This window comes from Pseudoalteromonas sp. T1lg48 (assembly GCF_002964785.1).
GTDB lineage: Bacteria > Pseudomonadota > Gammaproteobacteria > Enterobacterales > Alteromonadaceae > Pseudoalteromonas.
On the sequence record NZ_PQCC01000018.1, the window covers coordinates 654225 to 666162 of the forward strand.

An 11938-nucleotide genomic window follows, 5' to 3' on the forward strand; every position below is an offset into this window, starting at 1 on the left:
TTAGTCCTCAGCTACATTAAGCGCAGCTCGCCCTTTTGGGGTAATTTTATATTTTTGTTTGCTACTAGTTGGTTTGTCTGGGATTGTCATTACTATTAAAGAGTCATGCAACGCAGGTTGCAGGTAGTTTTCTTTAAATGTAGGTCGGTGACTTAACCCCAAAATATCCATACATTCTTTATTTGATTTTTCTGACTCTGCAAGGCACTTCAATAATGCTTTAACTTGATCGCTAACTTGATCGCTAACTTGATCGGTAACTTGATCGGTAACTTGATCGAACGCAGGATGCAATAGTAACTCTGTAATAAAGAAAACATTGTTATCATCAGTGATGAAATTAGGGGCTGGGGAGCCATTTCGCTGCATTTGGTTTCTTATTTTGCGAATACCAGTGCCCCTGCCTTCTGTCAGGTCCAGGTCTTTTAAAAAGTCTCCCAGACGCGAGTTTCTAGTATCCCTAGAGACTATTCGTTCTTGCTTTAGCATTTCTTGATTCACAGGTGGTAATGGCCCTGGAAAGCTAGAAATTTCTATTCGGTCTGGTCGAATAGACACCTCAACAGGATTGTGTTTGTCATATCCTTTGTGGAATACCGCATTTGCCAATGCCTCTTCTATCGCAGCAAACGGGTAATTAAAGCACCGCAGCGCTTCTGCTTTGTCATCTCGCTTTACTACTTGTTCTTTAATAATTTGGCTTTTTATAAATGCCAGAGCTTCTCTTAGCTGTATCCAGATAGGGCCTTCAAAATACGTTTCTTGAAATTTATCACCTATGTCATCGAAATATTGCACTAACTCGATTCGTGCACCTCTGAAAAACTCATGTGGTTTATCGGCAAACATGAGCAAGCCGATGTTTAACGGGTGTAGATTTTCTTCTGCACCAGAGACAATACGCATTTGCCGGAATAAATCGGCCTTGGGCATATTAGGCAATTCATGCTGCAACTGCTGTTAATAGCGCTAAGAAAGCTTGTAACATGTATCAGGCTAATATCATTTAAGCTCGCGTGATAATTAACCTGATTATCAAAAGGTGTGCGTTGATGGGCGGCATACTCAAGCAATTGTTGTTCATCTATGCCTTTTGCAACAACAGTGGAAGACATTCTGCGAACATAATAAGGCTTATTGATAGCTGCATCTTTACCCAAGGTTTTTGGTGCCTTATAAGGCCTGTGCTGTCCTGGTGGGCACCAAATAACAAGAATATACTTACCTGCCACTTCTTCCGGTGAAGCAACGGGAAAGTAGTCAGGTTGAATAAACTGGCAAACTTTTAATAAGTCCTTTTGAATAGCGTCGAGCTGACCTACAGCTAAACCAACAGGTGGAAACTGTGCAACACCATCGACTTCTTCAACACCGATGATCACATAGCCCCCACCAACGTTGTGTAGATCGTTAGCAAAAGCACAGATAGTGCGAAGGATAACCTCAGGGTTCCATCCCTTTTTATATTCTATTCGGTCAGACTCAATAATCTTACCTAACAGGAGTTGCTCAATGTTGATTGGCAAAGCCATTAAACTACCCTCAATTACTTTATACGCACTTTATTATTGCTATTAACCAGCGTTGTTAATTTTGCTTTTAACGCTGATAAGTAATTATCAATGTCCTGTGCCGTCTCAATAACCCCTGTCCTATTTACTTCACTCATTAGGCTTGATGTATCAATCGTGACTATTTTCTTAGGAACTAGTTTAGGTTCTGTTTCGAGCTCTGTTGCATGTTGAGGCTGAGTATTTGTCGGTTCGTAATCGACATCACTGTTAGCTGTATTAGCACCTGAAGCCGTGCCTGAGTTAGCACTCGCATTTGCGGCTTTCGCTGCTTCTTCTTTCGCCTTTTTGTCTGCTAGCGCTTGTTGCTCTTCAATAAACTTGTTGATTAGGTCGTAAGCATCTTCTTCTAAGTTAATTGACTCTGCTTGTTCTTGAAGAATTTCAGCAATGCCTGATAGGTCATCTAACCTTTGCAACGCAAGCTGCAGAGGCCTTAATGCCTGGTTGCTAAGTTCGCTAGGAACTTGCGCAGCTTTAACTTGCTGTTGAACCTGTTCAATACGGTGCTCAATTCGCGATTTAGCATGTGCTCGCTTCTCCACTAAAAGACTTTCATTTACCTTGGCGATTTTTTCAATTAGCGGCTCAACATCACGAATATCACGGTAAGGTTGTGGTTTGTTGTAGATAGCCTCAAGCTTTTGCAAAGCAGATAACGCATCCGTGTTTTTTTCTAATGCTGTGCGATTACGATCAAAGTCTATCGTCAGTGCTTTATTGAGCTTCTGCCATGTGCTGAATTGAGACTCATAGAAGTTTTCAAGATCTTGATAGTCTTCTTCAAAGTCTAATAAGCTGTTGCCACTTGCTAAAAACGAATCGATGAACTGATAACTGGACTGGGCTTCAATTAAACCCGCTAACAATACTCTACCGTTTTCAATTTCACTGAAACCTGGGCAGTTACCTGCAAACGTTTTGTGTGCAACTGAGAAGTCATCGAGCTTAGATTTCATGTCGCTTAAGTATTTTTGAGCATCACTGAAAAGCTCTTTTTCGCTGCCTGGTGCGTTTTTGCCTAATACGTCTTTGAACAATTTAGCGGCACGTTTTAAGTTGGCCTCAGACTGTTGTTTGATACGGCGTACACGAAGCTCAGCCCGCTTTCTCACCTGAATAAGGTTGTCGTAAGCATTTTTAAGAGATACGTCTTGCTGACGCATTTGGAAGCAGATTTTATTTGTTAAAGCTAAGCGAGAGAGAATCAAAATAATTTCGTCATCATTCCAGCCAAAGGGACGTTTAGAAAAGCGTTTAACTATATCTTCAGCGGTAATGGGCCGAGCATTTTCATCATTTAAGACAATAAATTTTTCGACTTCAATAGAAGCCAGTGGATTGACTTCATCAGCGTTTAAATCAAGCCCGATTTGACTGAGGTCATCAGCGACTAAGGTATTTTGAATCTCACGGCGAATGTCGCCTGGGAATGGCTTAATCAATTTAAGTTTACTAAAGGTGTTTTCGATAACGTAGCGATATAAATCCTGAAGTATGGTGCTAATTGCACCGCCTTTTGGATTTTGTTTTGAGCCAAGAGCATAGAATTCTGCATCTTTTAATAGCTCTTCTAGTTCCGCTTTTATACGTCGGTTACGCCCTTGGTTTTCAGTTCCTTTTTGGAGCAACAATTGTTGCTGCTCAGGACGGTTCCCCGTATTACGACGCAAAAACTTGTCAGTTTTGATAAAGGTGCGGATTTCATCAAAAACTTTAGTGCTATCTGCAAGCTTAATGATGATGGCCCCTTGACCACTAACCGAGCTGCCATCTTGTGATTGGTTGGCACATACGGTTGAGTCGTATTCGGCATAGTTAGGGTCTATTGGGGAAATCACTTTAATTACTAAGTCATTTTCTTGTGAGCCGTCTCGTGGCATACCGTTACAAAAACGACTGATAGGGAAGTCTTGTTTGTTTTCTGGGTAACGATAGATGTTACCGCGTCGCAGCACGTCATCAAAGATTAGATCGCTGAGCTTTTTGGTTTCATCTGAAAGCTCAATTTCGGTTTCCCGGATCTCATTTTCTATCTCTTTTTCTTCATTGGTTAAGAAAATATATTCGTCGCCTTGGCGAGCAATAAGCAAGTTTTGCTCGAGTGCATTCAATGCTTGTTCAATGTCACGACGAAGCGCCAAGCGATCTTCATCAATTTTATTTACACAAAGGGTAACAAGGTTATCTAATGTCGATTTGATAACATCAACATAGCGGATTAAGAACAAGCTTTTTAGAATATTTAATGCAAATGGCGAGATTGATTCTTTTGCTGATGCTTGGTCGATATCTTTTTTAACTGAGGTATCTAAGAAGCTCTCGATTGCGGGATAAAAGTAATAAAGCGGAATAAGTACACCCACTTCTTGCTCACGCACTTGCTTCGCTGCACTTTGGAAAGCATCAAGTAATGAACGCTCACCACGGCTCAAATGCAAACCCGTTGCTCCGGCTTTACGAATAGCCTCAAAAATCTTTTGAACTAGGGTGTAGTGATATGGCACAAAAGGGTAGCTGTGGATAAAGCTGGTTGCGTCTTTATAGTTAGCAAGTTCAGCCGTTGTCGTATTATCAAAAGCAAGTTGGTTGCGTAGGATATCGCCTTTTTGGTCGTACAAATCTTGCAGCTCGTCACGGGCTGCATCACCTTTTGAAAGTAAACGCTTTTCGATTACTTCACTGGTATTTGAACTTGATAGTGACAAACGCTCAAATCGACCTTGGATTTTAGAGAAATCATGGCCTTTAGAGCCAGCCATCTGGCCGATAACTGAGTCGATATCTTCTTGAGATGTTACAACCACCCATGCACGGCCTTCACAGATAGTGCCTAAGTTCTCAGTGATGGTTTGCAGTTTCAGCATCATCTGGGTGTTATTACCAATGAACTGCCCTACTTCATCGACGAAGAACAAGACACGGCGGTCTGAGTTGCCATCTAAGTATTCTTTAACCCACTTACAGAAGTTGGAAACATCTAACGTAAAGTTATTTTCTAACTGCTCAACCCATTGACGAGCTGACTCTGTCGACTGCTTTGTTACCTTACCTAACGCATCAGCCATATCGTCGCGGTAGAAGTCGTATGAATCACGGTTCTCCACCCAGTCCATATCGGTTAGGCTGTAGAATTCTTTATGGAATTCTTTAAGCAACCCTTTGCTTGCTAACTCTCGCTCTAAATGCGCGATATGAGGGTGATCACCACTAAAACCCATTTGCTCATTGAATACTTTTAGGAAAACCTTTAATACGGCATCGTCGCCATCGTCGGTGTTTGCTTTAGCATCAATATTAAACAAGATAACTGTGTTTTCTTTCGTTACTGCGGTATCAATTTCACCAAGTAAGAAGCCATCTAGGTTTTTATCTTTAAAGAATTCAATTGCAGACTTATCTGCTTGACCGTCTGTAGTCTGAATATTTTGCAGTAAGTAAGAGAGTATTTTAATGAAGTGCGACTTACCTGAGCCAAAGAAACCGCTTACCCAGATGCCTAATTTACCTGATGCAGCTTTAGCCTTTGGGTCACGTACGGATGGCATATACGCATCAAAGAACTCTTCGAAATGCTTCGCAAGTTCTGTAGTAATTACGTATTCATCCAGCTCAGTAAATACCGTGCTTTCTTCTAATTGATCAGCTTTTACTACACCGTTAATTGGACGGTTAATGTCTTTAATAAATAAGTCTTTAATTTGCATAACTTTTAATTCTCTTGGTTTATCCATTCTTATTGTTGTAAGTCCATTTACGGAACTAATTTAAACGCACGGTAATAGTTATTTGATTCAATACGGCCAAAAGGCTTAAGTGCTGTGCCATCGTATTCACCAGGGTAGAAAAGTACAGTGGGTACATTTCCTACCTTGGCGTGTAATGCATTTAACAAGCCATGACCTCTGATAATTGGCCACGCATTCCCCAAGCCATGAAGTAAAATAAATTCTGTCTGCTCTTTATTATCAGAGCCCTGGTCGATTTTTGAAGCAATAAAATCGGCTACTCGGTTCTGCTCTAACGGGCCCTTCAAAGCATTAAACAAAGCATCATCGCCTCGCTCCTTTTGAACTTTGAATGCTCTTTCGGTGAGTTTACGGGAGTCGAGCAGTTCAATAATCGTCTCAAACAAGTTAATACTTACAAAATTGCGGCCACGCTTAGTAAGCTTATCGGTCATAAAGGCCAAATGCTCTCTCACTGGTAACTCACACTCGGCCGGATAATCGAAAACATAAAAACCAATTTCATTACCTAACCCTTGGTTTTTTAGAAAGTCTTCACTTTCGATTCTAGGCAATATCTGATCGAGTCTATCGTTTAAACCTTTCGGAGCTTTTGTATTTAACTCAGCCATTAATTCAACTCCATTGCTGAAATAATATCTTCACGTTCCATTTGTAAAAGAAGGCTTCTAACTTCTGGTAGCAGGTAAACGTTTTGTAGTTTTTTACTTCGAGTTGATTCGATATATCCTGCATCTGCAATAACCTTGAAAGCGACTTGAGAAATTTTATAAGTCGATGACTCTGACATTTTACTCAGCTCGGGAAACAGTCTACTTCTTTCATCCCAAAAAGACTCCCAATCACCCAGATCCAAGCTTTCACGGAACATGCGTTTAGCATCTAACATTACGTTTCGCATAAACTCAGCCAGTAGAGTGCTATTTATTAATGTTGCGGCGAACATAAGTTGAGTTGATAGCTCAGTGCTACCAGATGCAATTTGTTCAAGGTATTCATCTGACATACCTTCTAGGCGCTTTTTAACCGTTGCTGCATTTCGTTTCGCGGAAGCATCTGAACGCTTTTGTAATACATTTTGATTTACGATGGCTTCCAACCACTCCTCTTGAGTGGGCTTTTTAAGCAGAAGCTCAGCCACAATTTGGCTTTCTTTGATCATTAAGCTGCCACCAATAAGGTCGCCAAGATAATCTTTGTAAGATTTGATTTGGGTTGTCTTTGGATTTGTCATTTATAATTCTTCCAGCTCAGGTACATAGCCAGGTGCAATAGCTAGGTTCTCTGCACCAAATAGGGTTTGACGATTCTTGAGCCATAATTGGTATTCTGCGCCAACAAGCTCTGCATCAGCGGTACAATCCACATTCCAACGCCTTAGTAAATAGCCTGCCAAAGCTGCACGAACATTTAGAGATAGCACACCATTTTGCATCCCATAATCTAGCTCGATTGCAGTTGGATGTTTTACGTTATGGGGGTGCGGAACAAGCTGAAGAGGCATCATTCTCATCCATTGATGATCTTCAAGCTTATCCTCATTGCTGTGTGGTGCAAGTTCTTTAAGAGTAACTTTGCTAATGCGAGTTAAAACAAAGTCTTTAAATGCTTTTGTCTTGCGATCATAGGCGCGAACGTGCCACCTTAGACCATTATCAACTATGCTGTGGGGCACTATCTCTCGAGCCCCCGAACCGCTACTTAACGAGGTGTAAATAATGCTGACAGCTTTGTGATTGATCACTGCTTGTACAAGCTTAGCGACAATTAAAATATCAGGAATATTTAGCTGACTTGGAGCCTCAACAGGAAAAGTGATATCACCAATCGCATCAAACCCATCTGTGATTTGATTAGATAGTTTCACTAAGGTCTTACGGGGATCGTGCTTGAATAAGGGCTTAAAGGTTGATAGTTGTAAGTACTTTTTTTCCTTAGAATCATATTCCATGTTCTCAGGACATAACTCTTTATACAGATTGATATCACGAGTGGCTGAAGTCAGGCCCTTTTCGAAATAAGTCACTATTTCTGATCGTGTCACGTAACCAACGAATAGGAGCTTGAAATCTATATATGCAAGCCTTTGCTTCTGAGAAAAGTTGAAAGCGTCTAAATTCATATCTATCAATACTGTGCGATTTATTGAATCAAGTATGTTCACAAAGTGAATGCATAGCAAGTGATTTTTGAAAGGAACGATAAAAAGAAAAAGCGACTCTTTCGAGTCGCTTCAATTAACTATGATCGTTTACAACGATTGCATTCCATCGCCACTGAGCTATTTCAAAAAACAGATCAGGTGGCAGCAGGAAGAATGATTCGAATTCGTCTGCCCAGTGTTCGCAAAACGCCTCTATTTCATCAATATAGAAAAGTAACACAGCGAGCATAGGCACACCCGACAGGTACTGGCTGTCAATATCTGGATGTTCAGCAACCATAGACTTACTGATGCTAATCCCAACTATTCGGCCACATGCATCTCGGTGAGCATAAATATAACGAGAATAGTCTAATGTTAATGCTTCATCGGGCTCACTAACTACGTTAGCTAACCACAATGCTGTTGACGCATCGTCAAACGGGCTCTTACTCTCTCGGCTATATTTTTTAACGAATTGAATTTCATGGCTCATTTTTATCTCCAAGTTATATACTCAAAGATAATTAGGCTCGCCTGTGGGGAGTTTTTAGTTTTTATTCATGACCGTTTGGAAATACAGGGCGCGGAACGAAGAATCCGAAGCAAGGCTAAGGGAGCGGTGAATTTAACTTAGTAGGCTTCCATCAAAGCATAGAGCAAGAGGCCCCCGCCGCTTATTAGAAAACAAATAACCAAGGTGTTGTAAGCGACTAAGAGCGCCTTTTGAAGATTTGATTTGTGTGGCATTGTGCAAGTCCTTTTACATCTGCCTGTCCGTAATGGTGCTCCTTTAACTTTAGTTGGAAACGAAAAGCCTTCAACTGTTTTATAGCAACAACTGAAAGCTCATTCTAAGGAGCATTGTTAATTAAAACGGCAACTCCATTTGCACCTCTCCCCCATCAAAATAAGGGCCTTCATCTGGCCGACTGGAGTATGTCTGACGGTAATTTGCGAACAGGGCTGTCAGGATTATTCTGAGCAAAGGTAACTGTTCATAATCAAGCACAACCTTATCGAAATGCTCATAAATGACCTTGTCTACATCAAAGTTGTCTTCTGTCATACGCATATCATAAAAACTGTCGTATGCGGTTGCGAAGCAAAGACTGATGTTATCAAGGTAAGACTGAATGACAGCCGCATTAATCCAATTGGTTTCCATAGAGTTCCTTGTCTAGTTAATAGTAATAATACATAGAAACACCCAATGCGAAATTTCTCCTTTTTAGTCATTAGTTATCCCTGAGTACATAAATAATTTGGAGAGCTAAATGACTTATAGCAACGTAATTGAACTGTTCCAGGAGCGTCGGAAAATCGCTAACGATGAAGATTTCATCGCGCTATTAGAGGATGGTGAACATTGTATCTACTATGTCAGGAACTATATTGCACAGGCAGAGTTTATTGTGGTTTCAGAGCAGGTATTGCAGAGCTTACCCAGCGAACTCAGACCTATTACCAATGTATTTTTGCCTGTCCATTTCTTTGCTCTAAAGCAGTACACATCGCAAATACAAAAACACGTTTTAGAAAGCGGTCAAATGGCGCATTACTACTATCTTTTTAATGCCCCTGTACACACCCTTTTTGAATCATAAAGCTATTGAGCCAGCGTTTCGCTGGCTTTTTTAATCCGTTGCTCTAAATAATATTGCCCATTACAGTTAACATATTGACTGGTGATCCGTGAATCTCTGCACAATGACGTTAGAATAGATGTTAACCCTCTAATTACAGACTACTATCAAGGCTCGATTTCTTTATTCTTTTTCGAAGTAGAAAGACACTAACACTTAGGTTCTATTTAAATAGTTCGGAAAAGTTCTATGCACCGATTACAAAAATAAAAGTACACCCCTACTACACGCACTTCGCTTAAAGCCAGCAAATTAGAACCATGCACGGGGGTTCAAATCCCCCCAGCTCCACCAATAAAGAAACCCTGTGCTGACAAGCACGGGGTTTTTTATTGCCTGGAATTCGGATAGTGACAAATATACCAAGAGCAGATTAGGCTGCTCAGGCAGGTGCATGAATGAAATGGCGTACAATTACACAGGTAAGATAAGGCGATAAAATCAGCCATCAGGTCAAACTATTGATGAGTTTTAAACCCGATGGCTCTGTCTTATATATGATTGGTGGATATAAAAGACCCACCGAGATAGAGGCGCTTAGCCTTGCCCCTTGCCCTGCTCTTTAATTAGCTGTTTCAGCTCTTGTATTTCCTTGTGCAGATCGTCGATGGTTGGCGTATTGTCCGCCGCTTCCTTTTCCTGGCGCACCTTAGCGTGTTCGTCTTCCATTACGTTAACGACGATGCCTATCACCATGTTCAAAAATGCAAACGCGGTGAAGAAGATAAACGTCAGGTAGAAAATCCAAGACATGGGATAGACTTCCATGGTTTCGTATTGAATATCCGTCCAGTCTTCGAAGGTCATGATCCTAAATAGGGTCAGCATGGAAATGGCAATGTCGCCCCAGAGTTCGGGGTTAATGTCTTTAAAGAGAAAGCTGCCAAACGCCGCGTAGATATAGAAGATAATAAACATCAGCAGGATCACATAACCCAACTGGGGCAGAGCTTTGATAAGGGAGTTGATGAGTACCCGCAGCTCCGGCACCACCGACACCATACGCAGTACCCGGAATACCCTTACCAGGCGCGCTAACAGGGCCATTTCACTGTCATTGATGGGGATCAGGCTGACCGCGACAACCAGGGTATCAAAGATATTCCAGCCTTTTTTGAAGAAGTTCTTTTTATCTTCATCTGTGATGAAGCGGATCGATATTTCGAACAAAAAGAAGACGGTGATGAATACATCCAGTATGTTGGTGAAAGACATCGCACCATCGGGTAAAGAAAAGGTTTTTGCTCCTATCTCTAAGGCGGAAATAATTATCACCGACACCACGGCCAGCTCGAACAGCTTGTTGTTCTTTAGGTTGTTTAACGAGTATCTAATGTTTTCGTACATGATGAGCTAAATTTAATAAACCAAAAATAGACGCAGTGAGCGCGATTCTATCATTGGAAAATAAAAACCGTCTTGTTTATTTCTTCGTATGAAGGTGACCTCTATTTAGATTGAATGCGCGCCTTCCTCCTATGCCCTTCGGCCCGCTTCGGTGCAACCTGTAAAAACATTCATTCTCTATTTAAGTTCTTGTTCTATAATGAACCCATTAGTAATACAAAAAAGGGAAAATGTTATGAAACAGCTAGTTGCCGTAATCACCTTATTCGCCAGCGCATTCGTACTAAGCGCCTGTGAAGATGCCAAAACCAGCAGCGAAAAAGCCAAAGAAAGCGCCGCAGAGGCCAAAGAAGAAGTGGTGGCTGCCTGGGACAGCGCCGTTGATGAAGTAAAAGAAGCGGCCAACAACTTGCAAGAAGAATCCTTCTCTGAAAAAGTTGATGAATTGATGGCTGAAACCAAGGCGCTTGCCTCAGCGGCCAGTGAAGAAGGCAAAACTCAGTTCAGCCAGCTGATGGCCGACTCAAAAGAGTTAGCGCAAAAGGCCTGGGATGAGTCAAAAGAAGGTGCCGGCGAGCTATCGGATGAAACCAAAAGCCAGATTGACGCGCTGATTGAGAAAATCCGCGAAACCCGTGAAGAGTTAGAAGCGAATCAATAAGCGTTTAACCACCCATATGTGATGTTACCAAACCCGGCGAAAGCCGGGTTTTTATTTGCCCAAAACCTGAGCTCGCCCTAGCCCTGCTTTTGAATATATTCCAAAGCCGTCATTTTATGATAAGTGACGTTAGGGTGCAGAATATGCGTGGGCTGCGGGTCGACCACCTCAATGGGAATGGCTAAGCTGCGCGCCACCTCGAGTGCCATCTGGGTAATATTGACACTAAAAGAGGTGCCCATAAACACCATGCGATCCGCCGCCAGCATGCGCCGCTGCGCCTCATCTATGCCATACAGGTCGGTATAGTACTCATCAAACAGCAACACAAAGGGCTTAAACGAGCGATGCAGCACCGGCCCCTGCTCTGGGATGGCAAACACCTCTAATAGGGATTGGCTTAGCCGCGACTCATCCACCTGCTCCCAGGGAGCAGTTAGTTTATCAACCGGCTCGCCCTGATTGTGAAATTCGGTCATCAAATCCAGGCGACCATGAATGGCGATGTAGTCCTGGTTACCGGCCTTGCCATCGAGGCCATCGATGTTTTGAGTGATCAGATTTTTATCCGCCAACCAGTAATGCACCTCGTTCGGACCATGGTCACGATAACTGGCAAATCGATGGTAATACCAGGCGAGAAACTCATCCGGGCGCATTTGGTACATGCGCCGCGTCGCCATTTCCATCGGCGTATAATTTTTACTGCCGATGCGCCAAAAGCCGTCTTCACCGCGAAAGGTGGGAATACCGCTGGCGGCACTGACGCCGGCACCGGTGATATACAAGGTATTGCTCATAATTGTGGGCGATTAAGGATC

At 42.2% G+C, this 11938-nt stretch carries 12 protein-coding genes; 2 read left to right on the forward strand and 10 right to left on the reverse strand.

Annotation, left to right across the window (positions count from 1 at the left end; genetic code table 11):
• The 8 genes from C2M29_RS12210 to C2M29_RS12245 form a co-directional block, all read right to left on the reverse strand.
• Complete coding sequence (locus tag C2M29_RS12210; RefSeq protein WP_105190026.1) at positions 1–933, reverse strand: Fic family protein; 933 nt, start codon at positions 931–933, stop codon at positions 1–3.
• Positions 864–1532, reverse strand: coding sequence for an AlbA family DNA-binding domain-containing protein (locus C2M29_RS12215; RefSeq protein WP_105190027.1), 669 nt, complete (start codon positions 1530–1532; stop codon positions 864–866). Before C2M29_RS12215 ends, C2M29_RS12210 begins: the two co-directional genes overlap by 70 nt.
• Positions 1533–1546: 14 nt before the next feature.
• Positions 1547–5305: a BREX system P-loop protein BrxC gene (gene brxC, locus C2M29_RS12220; RefSeq protein ID WP_233998422.1), complete on the reverse strand. Its 3759-nt coding sequence runs from the start codon at positions 5303–5305 to the stop codon at positions 1547–1549.
• 20 nt (positions 5306–5325) lie between these two features.
• Positions 5326–5931, reverse strand: coding sequence for a DUF1788 domain-containing protein (locus tag C2M29_RS12225; protein ID WP_105190029.1), 606 nt, complete (start codon positions 5929–5931; stop codon positions 5326–5328).
• Positions 5931–6554 (reverse strand): DUF1819 family protein, encoded by a 624-nt coding sequence (locus tag C2M29_RS12230; protein WP_105190030.1) that lies wholly within the window; start codon positions 6552–6554, stop codon positions 5931–5933. The genes C2M29_RS12225 and C2M29_RS12230 overlap by 1 nt, the downstream gene beginning before the upstream one ends.
• A complete protein-coding gene (locus C2M29_RS12235; RefSeq protein ID WP_105190031.1) occupies positions 6555–7442 on the reverse strand; it encodes a WYL domain-containing protein in 888 nt (295 codons plus the stop codon). It lies immediately after the preceding gene.
• 115 nt (positions 7443–7557) lie between these two features.
• Positions 7558–7959 (reverse strand): hypothetical protein, encoded by a 402-nt coding sequence (locus C2M29_RS12240; protein ID WP_105190032.1) that lies wholly within the window; start codon positions 7957–7959, stop codon positions 7558–7560.
• Between the two features lie 375 nt (positions 7960–8334).
• Positions 8335–8631 (reverse strand): hypothetical protein, encoded by a 297-nt coding sequence (locus C2M29_RS12245; protein WP_105190033.1) that lies wholly within the window; start codon positions 8629–8631, stop codon positions 8335–8337.
• A gap of 109 nt (positions 8632–8740) precedes the next feature.
• On the opposite strand from C2M29_RS12245, the gene C2M29_RS12250 reads away from it, so the two are divergent.
• A complete protein-coding gene (locus C2M29_RS12250) occupies positions 8741–9070 on the forward strand; it encodes a hypothetical protein (RefSeq protein WP_105190034.1) in 330 nt (109 codons plus the stop codon).
• Between the two features lie 576 nt (positions 9071–9646).
• On the opposite strand, the gene C2M29_RS12255 is transcribed toward C2M29_RS12250, so the two are convergent.
• Positions 9647–10456: an ion transporter gene (locus tag C2M29_RS12255; protein WP_105190035.1), complete on the reverse strand. Its 810-nt coding sequence runs from the start codon at positions 10454–10456 to the stop codon at positions 9647–9649.
• A gap of 235 nt (positions 10457–10691) precedes the next feature.
• Here C2M29_RS12255 and C2M29_RS12260 point away from each other — a divergent pair, with 235 nt between their 5' ends.
• The gene (locus C2M29_RS12260) at positions 10692–11117 is read left to right on the forward strand and encodes a hypothetical protein (protein WP_105190036.1); all 426 of its coding nucleotides are present in this window, start codon (positions 10692–10694) and stop codon (positions 11115–11117) included.
• Positions 11118–11194: 77 nt separating this feature from the next.
• Here the strand turns inward: C2M29_RS12260 and C2M29_RS12265 are convergent, their stop codons facing one another.
• Positions 11195–11917 (reverse strand): SIR2 family NAD-dependent protein deacylase, encoded by a 723-nt coding sequence (locus C2M29_RS12265; RefSeq protein ID WP_105190037.1) that lies wholly within the window; start codon positions 11915–11917, stop codon positions 11195–11197.
• Between the last annotated feature and the right edge of the window lie 21 nt (positions 11918–11938).

Coding starts and splice junctions, on each gene's coding strand:
- C2M29_RS12210 (WP_105190026.1), bottom strand. CDS start 933: ATGCCCAAGGCCGATTTATTCCGGCAAATGCGTATTGTCTCTGGTGCA.
- C2M29_RS12215 (WP_105190027.1), bottom strand. CDS start 1,532: ATGGCTTTGCCAATCAACATTGAGCAACTCCTGTTAGGTAAGATTATT.
- brxC (WP_233998422.1), bottom strand. CDS start 5,305: ATGGATAAACCAAGAGAATTAAAAGTTATGCAAATTAAAGACTTATTT.
- C2M29_RS12225 (WP_105190029.1), bottom strand. CDS start 5,931: ATGGCTGAGTTAAATACAAAAGCTCCGAAAGGTTTAAACGATAGACTC.
- C2M29_RS12230 (WP_105190030.1), bottom strand. CDS start 6,554: ATGACAAATCCAAAGACAACCCAAATCAAATCTTACAAAGATTATCTT.
- C2M29_RS12235 (WP_105190031.1), bottom strand. CDS start 7,442: ATGAATTTAGACGCTTTCAACTTTTCTCAGAAGCAAAGGCTTGCATAT.
- C2M29_RS12240 (WP_105190032.1), bottom strand. CDS start 7,959: ATGAGCCATGAAATTCAATTCGTTAAAAAATATAGCCGAGAGAGTAAG.
- C2M29_RS12245 (WP_105190033.1), bottom strand. CDS start 8,631: ATGGAAACCAATTGGATTAATGCGGCTGTCATTCAGTCTTACCTTGAT.
- C2M29_RS12250 (WP_105190034.1), top strand. CDS start 8,741: ATGACTTATAGCAACGTAATTGAACTGTTCCAGGAGCGTCGGAAAATC.
- C2M29_RS12255 (WP_105190035.1), bottom strand. CDS start 10,456: ATGTACGAAAACATTAGATACTCGTTAAACAACCTAAAGAACAACAAG.
- C2M29_RS12260 (WP_105190036.1), top strand. CDS start 10,692: ATGAAACAGCTAGTTGCCGTAATCACCTTATTCGCCAGCGCATTCGTA.
- C2M29_RS12265 (WP_105190037.1), bottom strand. CDS start 11,917: ATGAGCAATACCTTGTATATCACCGGTGCCGGCGTCAGTGCCGCCAGC.